Annotated in this window: 16 protein-coding genes; 14 read left to right on the top strand and 2 right to left on the bottom strand. The window is 62.3% G+C overall.

From position 1 onward, the window contains the following. The first annotated feature begins 34 nt into the window (after positions 1–34). The 4 genes from tig to lon all read left to right on the top strand — a co-directional run bounded on the left by tig (position 35) and on the right by lon (position 6113). On the top strand, positions 35–1345 hold the full coding sequence (gene tig / locus CLM73_RS16910; RefSeq protein ID WP_056562442.1) for a trigger factor: 1311 nt from the start codon (positions 35–37) through the stop codon (positions 1343–1345). A gap of 4 nt (positions 1346–1349) precedes the next feature. Further along, the gene (gene clpP, locus CLM73_RS16905; RefSeq protein WP_105239419.1) at positions 1350–2003 is read left to right on the top strand and encodes an ATP-dependent Clp endopeptidase proteolytic subunit ClpP; all 654 of its coding nucleotides are present in this window, start codon (positions 1350–1352) and stop codon (positions 2001–2003) included. Between the two features lie 102 nt (positions 2004–2105). After that, on the top strand, positions 2106–3404 hold the full coding sequence (clpX, locus tag CLM73_RS16900; protein WP_056562435.1) for an ATP-dependent Clp protease ATP-binding subunit ClpX: 1299 nt from the start codon (positions 2106–2108) through the stop codon (positions 3402–3404). Between the two features lie 258 nt (positions 3405–3662). Continuing rightward, positions 3663–6113, top strand: coding sequence for an endopeptidase La (gene lon / locus CLM73_RS16895; RefSeq protein ID WP_105239418.1), 2451 nt, complete (start codon positions 3663–3665; stop codon positions 6111–6113). A gap of 192 nt (positions 6114–6305) precedes the next feature. Here the strand turns inward: lon and lexA are convergent, their stop codons facing one another. Then, positions 6306–6953, bottom strand: coding sequence for a transcriptional repressor LexA (lexA, locus tag CLM73_RS16890; RefSeq protein WP_105239417.1), 648 nt, complete (start codon positions 6951–6953; stop codon positions 6306–6308). A 161-nt stretch (positions 6954–7114) separates the two neighbouring features. Next, positions 7115–8314 carry an amino acid aminotransferase gene (locus tag CLM73_RS16885; protein WP_105239416.1) on the bottom strand — a complete coding sequence of 400 codons (1200 nt, stop codon included), beginning with the start codon at positions 8312–8314 and terminating at the stop codon, positions 7115–7117. Between the two features lie 75 nt (positions 8315–8389). Between CLM73_RS16885 and uvrB the strand changes: the two genes are divergently transcribed. The 10 genes from uvrB (at position 8390) to iscX (ending at position 16925) form a co-directional block, all read left to right on the top strand. Continuing rightward, positions 8390–10456 carry an excinuclease ABC subunit UvrB gene (uvrB, locus tag CLM73_RS16880; protein WP_105239415.1) on the top strand — a complete coding sequence of 689 codons (2067 nt, stop codon included), beginning with the start codon at positions 8390–8392 and terminating at the stop codon, positions 10454–10456. A 252-nt stretch (positions 10457–10708) separates the two neighbouring features. Then, the gene (locus tag CLM73_RS16875) at positions 10709–11200 is read left to right on the top strand and encodes a low molecular weight protein-tyrosine-phosphatase (protein ID WP_006386176.1); all 492 of its coding nucleotides are present in this window, start codon (positions 10709–10711) and stop codon (positions 11198–11200) included. 192 nt (positions 11201–11392) lie between these two features. Continuing rightward, entirely contained in the window at positions 11393–11932 is a 540-nt protein-coding gene (gene iscR / locus CLM73_RS16870) for a Fe-S cluster assembly transcriptional regulator IscR (RefSeq protein WP_056318865.1), read from the top strand. A gap of 21 nt (positions 11933–11953) precedes the next feature. Next, entirely contained in the window at positions 11954–13165 is a 1212-nt protein-coding gene (locus CLM73_RS16865; protein WP_105239414.1) for an IscS subfamily cysteine desulfurase, read from the top strand. 33 nt (positions 13166–13198) lie between these two features. Beyond that, positions 13199–13603 carry a Fe-S cluster assembly scaffold IscU gene (gene iscU / locus CLM73_RS16860; RefSeq protein ID WP_056562415.1) on the top strand — a complete coding sequence of 135 codons (405 nt, stop codon included), beginning with the start codon at positions 13199–13201 and terminating at the stop codon, positions 13601–13603. Between the two features lie 2 nt (positions 13604–13605). Further along, the gene (gene iscA, locus CLM73_RS16855; protein WP_056562412.1) at positions 13606–13929 is read left to right on the top strand and encodes an iron-sulfur cluster assembly protein IscA; all 324 of its coding nucleotides are present in this window, start codon (positions 13606–13608) and stop codon (positions 13927–13929) included. 3 nt (positions 13930–13932) lie between these two features. After that, on the top strand, positions 13933–14445 hold the full coding sequence (hscB, locus tag CLM73_RS16850; protein WP_105239413.1) for a Fe-S protein assembly co-chaperone HscB: 513 nt from the start codon (positions 13933–13935) through the stop codon (positions 14443–14445). Positions 14446–14517: 72 nt separating this feature from the next. Continuing rightward, the gene (gene hscA / locus CLM73_RS16845; RefSeq protein ID WP_105239412.1) at positions 14518–16380 is read left to right on the top strand and encodes a Fe-S protein assembly chaperone HscA; all 1863 of its coding nucleotides are present in this window, start codon (positions 14518–14520) and stop codon (positions 16378–16380) included. 9 nt (positions 16381–16389) lie between these two features. Then, complete coding sequence (fdx, locus tag CLM73_RS16840; protein ID WP_013394592.1) at positions 16390–16731, top strand: ISC system 2Fe-2S type ferredoxin; 342 nt, start codon at positions 16390–16392, stop codon at positions 16729–16731. Next, positions 16731–16925 (top strand): Fe-S cluster assembly protein IscX, encoded by a 195-nt coding sequence (iscX, locus tag CLM73_RS16835; protein WP_056562403.1) that lies wholly within the window; start codon positions 16731–16733, stop codon positions 16923–16925. The genes fdx and iscX overlap by 1 nt, the downstream gene beginning before the upstream one ends. Positions 16926–16953 lie beyond the last annotated feature (28 nt).

Below are 16953 nucleotides of genomic sequence, written 5' to 3'. Positions count from 1 at the left end.
CCGTAATCTCATCTCTCGGAAAATAGGTCTTTTAATGCAGCCTGTGGTTGAAACCCTCTCCGGCCTGGAGCGCCGTGTTGATCTGGCCGTCTCGGTGGCCGACGTCGAAAAGGAAGTCCAGGCGCAATTGAAGCGCGTGGCTCGGACCGCCAAGGTCCCCGGCTTCCGTCCGGGCAAGGCGCCGCTCGCCATGCTCGAGCGCAGCCATGGTCCCAGCATCCGCTACGACGTGATCAATAGCCAAGTTGGCCGTGCCTTTGAACAAGCCATCGACGGCGCCAAGCTGCGCGTCGCTGGCGCCCCGAACCTCGAGCCCAAGACGGAAGGCGTTTCCGACGACACGCTGGCGTTCACCGCCACGTTCGAGGTCTATCCTGAAGTCGCCGTGCCGGACTTGTCCGACCTGGCTGTCACCCGCTACGAAACCGCCGTCACCGACGCAGAAGTCCAGCAGACGCTGGATGTGCTGCGCAAGCAACGCGCCACGTTCGAAGCCCGTGAAGGCCGCGCCAGCGCCGACGGCGACCGCGTCACGCTCGACTTCGCCGGCACCATCGACGGCGTGCCGTTCGAAGGCGGCAAGGCTGAAGACTTCCCGTTCGTGCTCGGCCAAGGCCGCATGCTGCCGGAATTCGAAGAAGCCGCCCGCGGCCTGAAGGCTGGCGAAACCAAGGTTTTCCAGCTCAAGTTCCCGGACGACTACCAGGGCGTTGAAGTCGCTGGCAAGACCGCCGAATTCACCATCACCATCAAGGAAGTGGCTGAAGGCGTCCTGCCCGAACTGAACGGCGAATTCGCCAAGTCGCTCGGCCAAGCCGAAGGCGACGTCGAAAAGCTCAAGGCCGACATCCGCAGCAACATCGAGCGCGAAGTCAAGGTCCGTTCGCAAGGCCGCACCAAGTCCAGCGTCATGGACGCCCTGGTCGAAGCCGGCAAGTTCGACGTGCCGAAGGCCCTGATCGACAACGACGTGCAAGGCCGTATCGCCGCTGCCCGCGAAGAACTGAAGCAGCGCGGCGTGCCCAACGCCGAATCCGTGCCGATCCCGGCCGAGGCCTTCTCGACCGAATCCGAGCGCCGTGTCCGCCTGGGCCTGCTTGTGTCCGAACTGGTCAAGCAAGCTCAGCTGCAAGCCAAGCCGGAACAGGTTCGCGCGCGCATCGAAGAATTCGCCCAGAACTACGAACAACCCGCCCAGGTTGTCAGCTATTACCTGGCAGACCGCCAGCGTCGTGCTGAAATCGAGGCTATCGTGCTCGAAGACAACGTCGTCGCGCATGTTCTGGAAAAGGCCAAGGTCACCGACGAAAAGGTGGCTTTCGATCAGTTGATGGGGATGGCGTAACACTATGCAGAGATTCACCGATTTCTATGCGGCAATGAATGGCGGGTCTTCGGTGACCCCCACCGGCCTGGGCTACATTCCCATGGTGATCGAGCAGTCGGGGCGCGGCGAGCGCGCCTACGACATCTATTCGCGTCTGCTCCGCGAACGGCTCATTTTCCTGGTGGGTCCGGTGAACGACGCCACGGCCAACCTGGTCGTGGCTCAGTTGCTGTTCCTGGAATCGGAGAATCCTGACAAGGACATTTCCCTGTACATCAACTCGCCCGGCGGGTCGGTGTACGCGGGAATGGCCATTTTTGACACCATGCAGTTCGTCAAGCCGGATGTGTCCACCCTGTGCACCGGCCTTGCGGCCAGCATGGGCGCATTCCTGCTGGCGGCTGGCAAGAAGGGCAAGCGTTTCACACTGCCCAACTCGCGCATCATGATCCACCAGCCCTCGGGCGGCGCCCAGGGGCAGGCTTCCGACATCCAGATCCAGGCCCGCGAAATCCTGGACCTGCGCGAGCGCCTGAACCGCATTCTGTCCAACAACACCGGACAGAGCATGGAGCGCATCGAGCTGGACACGGAACGTGACAACTTCATGTCGGCCGAAGATGCGGTATCGTATGGACTGGTGGACAAGGTCATGGCCTCCCGGTCCGAAAGCTGACTTCCCGGTTGATCCAGACCCGCTGCCATCATGTTTGAGTAAGCGCATGCGCTAGGCCTTTTATCCGGCCTGGCGCATCTTTACCTGAGATACGAAAGAAATATGCCTGAAAAAAAGGGATCGGCAGACGCTAAGGTGCTGCATTGCTCGTTTTGCAATAAAAGCCAGCACGAAGTCCGCAAGCTGATCGCGGGTCCGTCGGTATTCATCTGCGATGAATGCATAGATTTGTGCAACGACATCATCCGCGAAGAGGCGCAGGCTACCGCGCGCGCGGCGATTCGTTCCGAGCTGCCCACTCCGGCTGAAATCAAGACTTTCCTCGACCAGTACGTCATTGGGCAATCGTCGCCCAAGCGCATGCTGGCCGTGGCCGTCTACAACCACTACAAGCGCATTCGCCACGGCGAAATCAAGGGCGACGAAGTCGAGCTCTCCAAGAGCAACATCATGCTGATCGGGCCCACCGGCTCCGGCAAGACGCTCCTGGCCCAGACGCTGGCTCGCATGCTGAACGTGCCCTTCGTCATGGCCGACGCGACCACGCTGACCGAAGCCGGTTACGTGGGCGAAGACGTCGAAAACATCATTCAGAAGTTGCTGCAGAACTGCAACTATGAAGTCGAAAAGGCCCAGCGCGCCATCATCTACATCGACGAGATCGACAAGATCTCGCGCAAGTCCGACAACCCCTCCATCACCCGCGACGTGTCGGGCGAGGGCGTGCAGCAGGCCTTGCTGAAGCTGATCGAAGGCACGGTGGCGTCGGTGCCCCCGCAGGGCGGCCGCAAGCACCCCAACCAGGACTTCGTGCAGGTCGACACGACCAACATCCTGTTCATCGTGGGCGGCGCCTTCGACGGACTGGAAAAGGTCATTCGCGACCGCACCGAAAAATCCGGCATCGGTTTTTCGGCGTCGGTGCGCGCCAAGTCCGAGCGTGGCGTCGGTGAACTGTTCTCCGAAGTCGAGCCCGAAGACCTGATCAAGTTCGGCCTCATCCCCGAACTGGTCGGCCGTCTGCCTGTTGTCGCAACGCTGGACGAGCTGGACGAAGCCGCGCTGGTCCAGATTCTGACCGAGCCCAAGAACGCCTTGCTCAAGCAATTCCAGAAGCTGTTCGCCATGGAAGGCGCCGAGCTCGACGTGCGGCCCGCCGCGCTCAAGGCCATCGCCCGCAAGGCGCTGCGCCGCAAGACGGGCGCTCGTGGTCTGCGTTCCATCATCGAACAGGCTTTGCTCGACACCATGTACGACCTGCCCTCGCAGGGCAACGTCAAGCGTGTGGTGCTCGACGAAAACGCCATCGAAGGCGAGGGCAAGCCCTTGCTGATCTACGCGGATGAAAACGCCGCGCCAGAGAAGCCGGAGCGCGGAGAAGTCCGCGACGCCGCCGCCTGATATTTCAAAAAAGCCCGTTCTCGTAACGGGTTTTTTTGCCTAGGGCGCTTCTACACCCCCGATCTCGCTTTTCAGCCGTCCGCCATGGCCGCATACTGAAGGCGGTTCCAGGGCCTTTTTGGGGCCTTTTGGTGATCCAGGCGGCCGAGATCTTGAATTTTCGGCTATTGTTCCCATAACAGACGTAATTGACGAGTTTGCTCGGGTATTACCCGGGTGTCCCGTCCCCATACGCCGAGTCATACCGAGGAACCTCATATGTCTGCCAGCCAGACCCTGCCTTCCGACCCGATCGACCTTCCCCTGCTGCCGCTGCGCGATGTCGTAGTGTTCCCGCACATGGTCATCCCGCTGTTCGTCGGCCGTCCGCGCTCCATCCGCGCGCTCGAGGTCGCGATGGAAGCGGGCAAAAGCATCATGCTGGTGGCTCAAAAGTCCGCCGGCAAAGATGACCCCACGCCTGAAGACGTTTACGAAATTGGTTGCGTCGCCGGCATCCTGCAGATGCTCAAGCTGCCCGACGGCACCGTGAAGGTGCTGGTTGAGGGCACGCAGCGCGCGCGCATCAACACCATTGAAGACGCCGATTCGCACTTCACCTGCCAGGTGTCGCCCATCGAACCGGACGCCATGCAGGGCTCCGAAACCGAAGCCTTGCGCCGCGCCATCGTTGCGCAATTCGAGCAGTACGTTAAGCTCAACAAGAAGATCCCCCCGGAGATCCTGACCTCGCTGGCTGGCATCGATGATGCCGGCCGCCTGGCTGACACGATCGCCGCGCATCTTCCCCTGAAGCTCGAGCAGAAGCAAAAGATGCTCGAGATCACCGGCACTTCCGAACGCCTCGAAGGCCTGCTCACGCAACTCGAAACCGAAATCGACATCCTCCAGGTCGAGAAGCGGATTCGAGGCCGCGTTAAGAAGCAGATGGAAAAGAGCCAGCGCGACTACTACCTGAATGAGCAGGTCAAGGCCATTCAGAAAGAGTTGGGCGAAGGCGAAGAGGGCGCGGACATCGAAGAACTTGAAAAGAAGATCATCGCTGCCCACATGCCCAAAGAGGCGCGCAAGAAGGCCGATGCCGAGCTCAAGAAGCTCAAGCTCATGTCGCCCATGTCGGCCGAAGCCACCGTGGTCCGCAACTACATCGACACGCTCATCAATCTCCCCTGGAGAAAGAAGAGCAAGATCAACAACTCGATCAGCAACGCCGAGACGGTGCTGGACAACGACCACTACGGTCTGGAAAAGGTCAAGGAACGGATCCTCGAGTATCTTGCCGTGCAACAGCGCGTGGACAAGGTGAAGGCGCCGATCCTGTGCCTGGTCGGCCCCCCGGGCGTCGGCAAGACCTCGCTTGGTCAGTCGATCGCCAAGGCCACGAACCGCAAGTTCGTGCGCATGGCCCTGGGCGGGGTGCGTGACGAAGCCGAGATTCGCGGCCACCGTCGCACGTACATCGGCTCGATGCCCGGCAAGATCGTGCAGAACATGTCGAAAGTCGGCGTGCGCAATCCGCTGTTCCTGCTTGATGAAATCGACAAGCTGGGCATGGATTTCCGTGGCGATCCCTCGTCGGCCCTGCTCGAAGTGCTGGACCCGGAACAGAACCACACGTTCCAGGATCACTACATCGAGGTCGACTTCGATCTGTCCGACGTCATGTTCGTGGCCACCAGCAACACGCTGAACATTCCGCCGGCCTTGCTGGATCGTATGGAAGTGATCCGCCTGTCGGGTTACACCGAGGAAGAAAAGATCCACATCGCCCGCGACCATCTGCTGCCCAAGCTGATGAAGAACAACGGCGTGAAGGAGACCGAGCTGACGGTTGACGACACCGCGCTGCGCGACATCGTGCGTTACTACACCCGCGAAGCTGGTGTCCGTGCGCTCGAACGCGAAGTGGGCAAGATCTGCCGCAAGGTCATCAAGCAGTTGCTGACCCAAAGCGACCGCGCCAAGGCCGAGGGCAAGACGCTCGAGGTCAAGGCGGTCAACGTCACGGCCGACAACCTCAGCGATTACCTCGGTGTGCGCCGCTACGCGTTTGGCATGGCCGAAAAGGAAAACCAGATCGGTCAGGTGACCGGCCTGGCCTGGACGGAAGTCGGCGGCGACCTGCTGACGATCGAAGTCGCGGACATGCCCGGCAAGGGCGTCATCCAGCGCACGGGTTCGCTCGGCGACGTGATGAAGGAATCGGTCGAGGCAGCGCGCACGGTGGTGCGTTCGCGGGCTCGCCGCCTGGGCTTTGCCGACAGCGTTTTTGAAAAGCACGACATGCACGTGCACGTGCCGGAAGGCGCGACGCCCAAGGACGGTCCGTCCGCGGGTATCGCGATCACCACGGCCATGGTGTCGGCGCTGTCGCGCATTCCGGTGCGCGCCGATGTCGCCATGACGGGCGAGATCACGCTGCGCGGCGAAGTGTTGCCCATCGGCGGCCTGAAGGAAAAGCTGCTCGCGGCCCACCGTGGCGGTATCAAGACGGTTTTGATCCCGGAAGAAAACGTCAAGGATTTGGCGGAGATTCCGGACAACGTCAAGAACCACCTCGAGATCGTGCCAGTGCGTTGGATCGACAAGGTGCTTGAATTGGCCCTGGAGCGTCTGCCGGAGCCGTTGGCCGAGGAAGAAGCCGTCAAGGAAGCCCTGGTTGCCAAGCCGGCTGAACCCGGCTCGACCGACCCGGTCATGAAGCACTGATGGCGTCTTGAACGCCAGGACGCTCTCGAAAGAGGGCGTCCGAAGCCCAAGGGTGATGCAAGATTTGCAGACGCCCGAAAGCAAAAAACCCCGCTCACATGAGCGGGGTTTTGTTTTGGGCTTGGGCTTCTGGGACGGGGCGGGGCACAAGCCGCAAAATAGCGGCGCGGCTTGACCCAGGGCTAACCCGGCTTAGTGCAGCGCCTGAGTACGGATGAGACCCACGGCAATGCCTTCCAGCGCAAATTCCTGATCGGCCTTGACGACAATGGTTTCGAAGTCGGGATTTTCGGGCAGCAGCTCGATATGGCCGTTCTGGCGTTGGAGGCGCTTGACCGTGACATCGTCGCCAATACGAGCCACCACGATCTGGCCGTTGCGAGCTTCAGATGCCCTTTTGACAGCTAGCAGGTCGCCTTCGAGGATGCCTGCGTCGCGCATGCTCATGCCGCGCACCTTGAGCAGGTAATCGGGCGCCTGGGCAAAGAGGCTGGGGTCTACGCCGACTTCGCGTTCAACGTGCTCAGCTGCCAGAATCGGGCTGCCTGCCGCAACGCGGCCGACCAGCGGCAACAGGAGCTGGGCGAGGGCGGGGATGGGGAGCGAGGACTGGACCGCTGTGGCGGCGTCCTTCAGGCGGATGCCGCGCGAGGCGCCGGCCGTGAGTTCGATGGCGCCCTTGCGAGCCAACGCCTTGAGGTGGTCTTCGGCGGCGTTGGGGGAGCGGAAACCGAGGGCCTGGGCGATTTCGGCGCGCGTCGGCGGAAAGCCGGTGCGCGTGACCGTTTGCCTGATGAGGTCCAGGATTTGTTGTTGGCGATCCGTGAGTTTGCTGGCCATGGCGATGATCCGGAGTGAACGGACTGTACATATATACAGCGCCATTCTGGGGGACGCAGCGCAAAAAAGCAAGCCAGTCCAGAGGCCAGTTAAAATGCCAGCAAAAACGGGACCCGCAGGTCCCGTTTTTAGATGAAGACGGCTTGGCGCCGCCTGGCGATTTACAGCACGGCCGCGATGCCGGCTGCCACCTTGTCGATGTTGCCGCTGTTCAGCGCGGCCACGCAGATGCGGCCGCTGGACACGGCGTAGACGCCATGTTCTTCGCGCAGACGATCCACCTGGGCGGCGGACAGGCCCGAATACGAGAACATGCCGCGCTGCTTCAGCACGAAGCTGAAGTCCTGCTTGCCGCCGTGCTCTTTGATCTTGTCGACCAGTTGCGCGCGCATCAGGCGGATGCGATCGCGCATGCCGGCCAGTTCTTCTTCCCAGAGGGCGAACAGCTCGGGCGTGTTCAGCACCGTGGAGACGACCGTGCCGCCATGCGTCGGCGGGTTGGAGTAATTGGTGCGGATGACGCGCTTGAGCTGGCTCAGCACGCGGGTGGCTTCGTCCTTGCTGCCGGCCACGACGGTCAGGGCGCCGACGCGTTCACCGTACAGCGAGAACGACTTCGAGAACGACGAGCTGATGAACATGGTCATGTCCAGGTCGGCGAACAGGCGCACGACCGAGGCGTCTTCCGTCAGGCCGTCGCCAAAGCCTTGGTAGGCGATGTCCAGGAACGGGACCAGGTTGTTTTCCTTCACGACAGCGGCAATCTGCTTCCACTGGTCGGGGGTGGGGTCGGCGCCGGTGGGGTTGTGGCAGCAAGCGTGCAACACAACGACGGTCTTGGCGGGCGCGGCCTTCAGGTCGGCCAGCATGGCTTCGAAGTTCAGCCCGCGGGTGGTGGCGTCGTAGTAAGCATAGGTGCCGACTTCAAAACCGGCGCGCTCAAACAGGGCGCGGTGGTTTTCCCAGCTGGGATCGCTGATAAGGACCTTGGAGCCCGGCAGCAATTGGCGCAGGAAATCGGCGCCGATCTTCAAGGCGCCAGTGCCGCCCAGTGCCTGCGTGGTCAGCACGCGGCCAGCGGCGGCCAGCGCGGAATCCTTGCCCAGCAGCAGTGCCTGCGCACCGGCGTTGTAGCCGGCGATGCCTTCGATCGGCAGGTAGCCGCGAGCGGCGGCAGCTTCGATGCGGGCGGTTTCAGCCTTGCGCACTGCGCCCAGGAGCGGGATCCGTCCCTGATCATCGTAATACACGCCCACACCCAGGTTCACTTTACCGGGGCGGGTGTCCGCGTTGTATTGTTCGTTCAGGCCAAGAATGGGGTCGCGCGGCGCGAGCTCGACGGAATCGAATAGGGTGCTCATGGGACTCTGATGAGGTGGGTGGACGCAGTACGAAGTGCTGTGGATAATGGGGGGTTTACCCTGGAACAGTCTAGCATGCCTAAGAGCGCAATAGACCCAAGCGCGGGTGCTCCCGCAGCAGGTCCGGGATTCGTCGATTTCCCTGACAGCCCGTTTCATCTCTATCAACCCTATCCGCCGGCGGGGGATCAGCCCACTGCCATCGCAGGGCTGACCCAGGGTGTCGAAGACGGCCTCATGTTCCAGACGCTGCTGGGGGTGACCGGTTCGGGCAAAACCTACACCATGGCCAATGTCATCGCGCGCATGGGCCGCCCGGCGCTGGTCCTTGCCCCAAACAAGACATTGGCCGCGCAGCTCTACGCCGAAATGCGCGAGTTCTTTCCGAAGAACGCGGTTGAGTACTTCGTTTCCTACTACGACTACTACCAGCCCGAGGCCTACGTGCCGACGCGCGACCTGTTCATTGAGAAGGACTCGTCCATCAACGAACACATCGAGCAGATGCGGCTGTCGGCCACCAAGAGCCTGCTCGAGCGGCGCGACACGATCATCGTGGGTACGGTGTCGTGCATCTACGGTATCGGTAACCCCGGCGACTATCACGCGATGGTGCTGATCCTGCGCGCCGGCGACCAGATCGCGCGGCGCGAGATTCTTGCGCGCCTGGTTGCCATGCAGTACACCCGTAACGATGCCGAGTTCACGCGTGGAGTTTTCCGCGTGCGCGGCGAGACCATCGACATCTTCCCGGCGGAAAGCGCCGAGCTCGCCTTGCGCGTCACCTTGTTTGACGACGAAATCGAAACTCTGGAACTGTTCGACCCGCTGACGGGCCGCATCCGCCAGAAGTTGCCGCGCTTCACTGTCTATCCCGGCTCGCATTACGTGACGCCGCGCGACACCGTGCTGCGCGCCATCGAGACCATCAAGGAAGAGCTGCGCGAACGCGTCAAGCGCTTCGTCGACGACGGTCATCTGGTGGAGGCCCAGCGCCTGGAGCAGCGCACGCGCTTCGACCTGGAAATGCTGCAGGAGCTGGGATTCTGCAAGGGCATCGAGAACTACTCGCGCCATTTGTCCGGCGCCGCTGCGGGCGAGCCGCCGCCAACCCTGATCGATTACCTGCCGTCCGACGCGCTGATGTTCATCGACGAAAGTCACGTCACGATCGGTCAGCTCAGCGCCATGTACCGCGGCGACCGCTCGCGCAAGGAAACGCTGGTGCAATACGGCTTCCGTCTGCCGTCGGCGCTGGACAACCGTCCGCTCAAGCTCGAAGAGTTCGAAGCCCGGATGCGCCAATGCGTATTCGTATCGGCAACGCCGGCTGCCTACGAGCAGGAGCACGCGGACAACGTTGTGGAGCAGGTGGTGCGTCCCACGGGGCTTGTCGACCCGATCGTGCAGGTGCTGCCTGCCCGCACACAGGTGGACGATCTGCTCGGCCAGATCAAGACACGCGTTTCGCAAGGCGACCGGGTGCTGGTCACGACGTTGACCAAGCGGATGGCCGAAGACCTGACCGACTTCCTGAGCGAGCATGGCGTGAAGGTGCGCTACCTGCACTCGGACATCGATACGGTCGAGCGTGTCGAAATCCTGCGCGATCTGCGCTTGGGCACCTTCGACGTGCTGGTGGGCATCAACCTGCTGCGCGAAGGGTTGGACATTCCGGAAGTGTCGCTGGTGGCCATCCTGGACGCGGACAAGGAAGGCTTCCTGCGTTCAGAGCGCAGCCTCATCCAGACCATCGGGCGCGCGGCGCGCAACCTGAATGGTCACGCGATTCTCTACGCCGACCGCATCACGGATTCCATGAAGCGCGCCATGGACGAAACAGCCCGCCGGCGCACGAAGCAGCTGCAATTCAACGTCGACAACGGCATCACCGCGCGCGGTGTGCACAAGGCGGTGCGCGAACTGATCGACGGTATTGTGGCGCCTGCCCAACACGATACGCTGGAAGCGGCAGTGCCTGCGGAATTGTTGAAAGACGAAAAGGCCCTGGCGCGCGAGATCAAGCGCCTTGAGAAACTGATGATGGACCACGCCCGCAACCTTGAATTCGAACAGGCTGCGGCCGCGCGAGATTCGCTCAATGCGCTCAAGCAACGCGTGCTGCTGGACGGGGCGGTTTAGGATCGGATCGAAGGTTTCAATTCATGTCTTTTTGCTTACTGCAAGCTGAAAAAGCGCAAAAAGTGGTGTGTTGCCATCAGGGTGTAACGATTCCGGAATTTTGCGCTGCCTGAGTCTCATTAATTACCTGAATATAAGCTTGCAAGCCCATGATTTTGTTGCAGTTATGTGGGCCTTTAATTTGCGCTACGTCAATTGCGCAGGTGCAAAAAAAGCTTGCCTTATCTCGGGTTTTCCCGCACACTTGCTCCCATGATGACCAAGGTACTTTTCGTTTGCATGGGCAATATCTGTCGCTCGCCGAGCGCAGAGGGCGTGTTTCGCCATTTGGTGAATGACGCGGGTTTGGGCGATGTCGTGCGCATCGACTCCGCGGGCACGCACGCGTTTCATATCGGCGAGGCGCCTGATGCCCGGGCGCAGGCTGCGGCACGTAAGCGCGGCTACGAGATCACTCACTGCGAGGCGCGTCAGGTCACCGCGGAAGACTTCCGTGACTTCGATCTTATCCTCGCCATGGATTGGGACAATCTGTCCGCCATGCAGCAGCAATGCCCCAAGGCGTACCAGCACAAGCTGATGCTCCTGATGCGCTTTGCCAATGAGTTCGAAGAAGCCACCGTGCCCGACCCGTACTACGGCGGCGCCGATGGCTTCGGCAAGGTTCTGGACTACCTTGAAGACGCCTGTCAGGGCGTCCTCGAATTGGTCCGCAAGCGCGCTACCCAGTACCAGGCTGCCTGATTGGCCGGTTGCAGAGCCGCTCGCAGAGCGGCTCTTGAGGCACAAGGCAGTAAATAACCGCGCAGATGCGCGGTTTTTTGTAGCCGGGAGCCATACCAAATTAGTCGGGAATAGGCTATACTTGAGCCAATTACTCGGGTATTGACCGCTGGATTCGCTGGCGGCCATTGCCGGAATCACAGGGAATTCACCATGCGGCTAACTACCAAAGGGCGTTTCGCCGTGACTGCCATGATCGACTTGGCTATGCGGCAGCATAGCGGCCCGGTCACTCTTGCGGCCATCAGCCAGCGTCAGAACATTTCGCTTTCGTATCTGGAACAGCTCTTCGGAAAACTCCGTCGTCACGAGCTCGTGGACAGCGTCCGCGGCCCGGGCGGCGGTTATTCGCTTGCGCGTCTGGCGCGCAACGTGACTGTTGCAGACATCATCTTCGCCGTCGACGAACCGCTGGACGCCACGAGCTGTGGCGGCAAGCGGGACTGTACGAGCGGCAACGACGGCAAGCCGGGCAAGTGCATGACGCATGAACTCTGGGCTACGTTGAATCGCAAGATGGTGGATTACCTGGATTCGGTGTCCCTGCAGGATCTCGTCGATCAGCAGCGCGTGCGCCAGTTGCAGGAAGCCACGAATCAAGCGCAGGCCTGCGCAGTGCGTGTGAACCGGGTGGGAGGCGCTACCGCCGCCAACGCCCCGACCACCACTGTTGCTGCCAACGCCACCGTATAAGAAGTATCAGGAGTTGTAGAAATGACCACCCGTCCGATCTATCTGGATTATTCGGCCACGACGCCTGTCGACCCCCGCGTCGTCGACGCGATGGTGCCCTGGCTCTATGAAAACTTTGGCAACCCCGCGTCGCGCAGCCATGCGTTTGGCTGGGAGTCTGAAGAAGCCGTCGAACGCGCCCGCGAAGAAGTCGCCAAGCTGGTCAATGCCGACCCGCGCGAAATCGTCTGGACCTCCGGCGCCACCGAATCCAACAACCTCGCCATCAAGGGCGCGGCAAACTTCTATGCCGAGCGCGGCAAGCACATCATCACGGTCAAGACGGAACACAAAGCGGTTCTGGACACCTGTCGTGAGCTGGAGCGCCAGGGTTTCGAAGTCACCTACCTGAACGTCAAGGACAACGGCCTGATCGACCTGGATGTCTTCAAGGCTGCACTGCGTCCCGACACCGTGCTGGTGTCCGTGATGATGGTGAACAACGAAATCGGCGTGATCCAGGATGTGGAAGCGCTGGGCGAGATCTGCCGCGAGAAGGGCATCATTTTCCACGTCGACGCCGCTCAGGCGACCGGCAAGGTGGAAATCGACCTGCAAAAGCTCAAGGTCGACCTGATGTCGTTCTCGGCCCACAAGACTTACGGCCCCAAGGGCATCGGCGCGCTGTATGTGCGCCGCAAGCCGCGTATCCGCATCGAAGCGCAGATGCACGGCGGCGGTCATGAGCGCGGTTTCCGCTCGGGCACGCTGGCCACGCACCAGATTGTCGGCATGGGCGAGGCCTTCCGCCTGGCGCGCGAAGAAATGGGCACCGAAAACGAGCGCATCCGCATGCTGCGCGATCGCCTGTGGAACGGCCTGTCGGAAATCGAAGAGGTCTACCTCAACGGCGACATGGACCAGCGCGTGCCGCACAACCTGAACGTGAGCTTCAACTACGTCGAAGGCGAGTCCCTGATCATGGCGATCAAGGAGCTTGCGGTTTCCAGCGGTTCGGCCTGCACGTCGGCCAGCCTGGAGCCTTCGTACGTGCTGCGCGCCCTGGGCCGCAACGATGAATTGGCGCACAGCTCGATCCGCTTCACGCTGGGTCGTTTCACGACCGAGAAGGAAGTGGACTTTGCGGTCGAACTGATCAAGAGCCGGGTTGGCAAGCTGCGCGATATGTCGCCGCTTTGGGAAATGGCCAAGGAAGGCATCGACTTGAACACCGTGCAGTGGGCCGCGCACTAAGCGCCCGCGCCTTGATATACGTGGAGAATTAACATGTCTTACAGCACCAAAGTTCTGGATCACTACGAAAACCCCCGCAACGTCGGTTCGTTCGACAAGTCGGACGACTCGGTGGGCACCGGCATGGTGGGCGCGCCGGCCTGTGGCGACGTCATGAAGCTGCAGATCAAGGTGAACGAAGCCGGCGTGATCGAAGACGCGCGCTTCAAGACCTACGGCTGTGGCTCGGCCATCGCCTCCAGCTCGCTCGTGACCGAATGGGTCAAGGGCAAGACGCTGGACCAAGCCATGAACATCCGCAACACGCAGATCGCCGAAGAACTGGCCCTGCCGCCGGTGAAGGTGCACTGTTCCATTCTGGCCGAAGACGCGATCAAGGCCGCGGTGCAGAACTACAAAGAAAAGCATTCGGTCACGGCCGAAGCTGTGGCGGGCTGATCATGTCCGTTACCCTGACCCAACAGGCTGCCACCCATATCGGCCGCTACTTGCAAAAGCGCGGAAAGGGTATCGGCTTGCGGCTCGGCGTTAGGACGACGGGCTGCTCCGGCATGGCCTACAAGTTGGAATATGTCGACGCGGTCGAGTCGGAGGATGTCGTCTTCGAGAGCTTTGGCGTGAAGGTCTTCATTGACCCGAAAAGCCTGTCGTACCTCGATGGCACGGAGCTGGATTACGCCCGCGAGGGCCTGAACGAAGGCTTCAAGTTCCGCAACCCCAACGAGAAGGCGACCTGCGGCTGCGGCGAGTCGTTCACGGTGTAAGTCTTGGCAGGTGACGATCACTTCAGCCTGTTTGGCTTGCCGGCACGATTCGGCCTGGACGGCCAGGCGCTTGAACACGCCTGGCGCTCTGTCGCCGCGAAGGTGCACCCCGACCGCTTTGCCACGGCCAGCCCCGCGGAACGCCGCGTGGCGATGCAGTGGGCGGCGCGTGCCAACGAGGCTTATCGCGAGTTGAAGGATCCGCTGTTGCGGGCGCGCTACCTGTGCGAGCAGGCGGGCGTGGACCTGCAGACCGAAAGCAACACGTCGATGGACGCGGCTTTCCTGATGCAGCAGATGACCTGGCGCGAGATGCTGGACGACGGGCGCGATGACGCCGGCGTCCTGGACGCGTTGCAAGCCGAACTCGACGAGGCGCGTGCCGAGATGCGCGCCACGCTGACGCGTCTTCTGGATGACGAACGCGATTACGCGGCGGCCGGGCGCAAGGTGCGGGAATGGATGTTCGTGGAAAAGCTGGCGCAGGAGCTGGCCCACGTGCAGCCCGCAGGATAGCCAACGGCGCGCTGGGGCGTTCCCGTCATGGGCGCCTGTCCGGCGCGGCCTACTGACCAGAAAAACAGAATCATGGCCTTATTGCAGATATCCGAGCCCGGCGAGTCGCCCGCGCCGCACCACCGCAAGCTGGCGGTCGGGATTGACCTGGGCACCACCAATTCGCTGGTCGCTGCCGTGCGCAGCAGCGTGGCTGAAGTGCTGCCCGATGCGCAAGGCCATGCCTTGCTGCCGTCGGCGGTGCGCTATTTTCCTGGCGGCAAGGTCACGACGGGCCGTGAGCCGCTGGCTCAGCAGGCCGAGGATCCGCTGAACACGGTTGTGTCCGTGAAGCGTTTCATGGGCCGCTCGCTGGAAGAGGCGCAGGCAACGCGCGCGCCTTACGAGTTTGTCGATGCGCCCGGCATGGTGCGCATTCGCACGGCGCAGGGCGACCTGAGCCCTGTGGAAGTGTCCGCGCAGATCCTGGCGGTGCTGCGTCAGCGCGCCGAAGACGTGCTGGGCGACGAACTGGTGGGCGCGGTCATCACCGTGCCTGCGTATTTTGACGACGCGCAGCGCCAAGCCACGCGCGACGCCGCGCGGTTGGCGGGTCTGAATGTCCTGCGCCTGTTGAATGAACCGACTGCGGCCGCCATTGCCTATGGGCTGGATAACGCCGCCGAAGGTGTTTACGCGGTTTATGACCTGGGTGGCGGCACGTTCGATATTTCCATCCTGCGCCTGACGCAGGGTGTGTTCGAAGTGATCTCCACGGGCGGCGATACGGCGCTTGGCGGCGACGATTTCGACGTCCTGATCGCGGATCACGCCGTGGCGAAGCTGGGCCTGAGCGACCTGTCGCCCGCCGAGCGCCGCGGCTTGTTGATGGCCGCGCGCGCCGCGCGTGAAGCCCTGTCGGATGCCGATGTGACGAGCCTGAAGCTGACGCTGTCGGGCGGACGCGACGTCGAACTGACGCTTACCCGTGACGAATTTGAATCGCTGGCGCAGCCGCTGATCGAGCGCACGCTGGACACGGCGCGCCGCGCGCTGCGCGATGCATCGCTGAAGGCGGCCGACGTGCGCGGCGTGGTGATGGTGGGCGGCGCGACGCGCATGCCCGTCGTGCGCGCCGCGGTGGCCAAGGTGTTCGGCACGGAACCGCTGACGGATCTGGATCCGGATCAGGTCGTGGCGCTGGGCGCCGCGCTGCAGGCCAATCTGTTGGCGGGCAATCGGGCGCCGGGCGAAGACTGGCTGCTGCTGGACGTGATCCCGCTGTCGCTGGGCCTGGAAACGATGGGCGGGCTGGTCGAGCGCATCATTCCGCGCAACAGCACCATTCCGGTGGCGCGCGCCCAGGAATTCACGACGTTCAAGGATGGCCAGACGGCCATGAGCATCCACGTGGTGCAGGGCGAGCGCGACCTGGTGGCGGATTCCCGTTCGCTGGCGCGCTTTGAACTGCGCGGCATTCCGCCCATGGTGGCCGGCGCCGCGCGCATCCGCGTGACCTTCCAGGTGGATGCGGACGGTTTGCTCAGCGTCACCGCGCGTGAGCAGAGCCAGGGCGTCGAGGCGATGGTGTCGGTCAAGCCGTCTTACGGTCTGTCCGATGACGAGATTGCGCAGATGCTGGCCGATAGCGTGGCGCAGGCTGACACCGACGCCAAGGCGCGCATGTTGCGAGAGCAGCAAGTCGACGCGCGCCAGCTGGTGGAATCGGTGCAGGCGGCGCTGGCCGTTGACGGCGACCTGCTGGAGCCGGAAGAACGCAAGCGCGTGGACGAGTGCCTGGAAGCCGCGATTGCGGCGCAGCAGGCACAGGACGTGGACACGGTGACGCAAGCCGTGCAAGCGCTGTCCGCCGCGACCGACGACTTTGCCGCGCGCCGCATGGACCGCAGCATCCGCGCCGCGTTGGCCGGCCGCAAACTAGACGAAATCGCCTGATAAGAAGTTATGCCGAAACTGACTGTATTGCCCCATCCCGACTACTGTCCCGAAGGCGCGGTGATTGAAGATGCGCCCAAGGGCGTGTCGATCTGCCGCGTGCTGCTGGACAACCACATCGATATCGAGCACGCCTGCGAACTGTCGTGCGCCTGCACGACCTGTCACGTGGTGGTCAAGCAGGGCTATTCGTCGCTGGAAGACGCGACGGATGACGAGGAAGACCTGCTGGACAAGGCCTGGGGCCTGACCCCGACGTCGCGCCTGTCGTGCCAGGCGCTGGTGACCGACGCTGACCTGACGGTCGAGATTCCCAAGTACACGATCAATCACGCCAAAGAGGGCCATTGATGAAGTGGACCGACACCTACGAGATTGCGGCCGCGCTGTACGACGCGCATCCTGACGTCGACCCGAAGGAGCTGCGTTTCACGCAGCTGCGCGACTGGGTCATGGCCCTGCCGGGCTTCAGCGACGATCCCGCCCATTGCGGCGAGAAGATCCTGGAGGCCATTCAGATGGCCTGGATCGAAGAAGCCGACTGATCGCAGCTGTGCAAGACGCTCCCTGTTG

This window comes from Achromobacter spanius, assembly GCF_002966795.1.
GTDB lineage: Bacteria > Pseudomonadota > Gammaproteobacteria > Burkholderiales > Burkholderiaceae_B > Achromobacter > Achromobacter spanius_D.
This window is presented reverse-complemented; position numbering and strand designations above follow the sequence as displayed.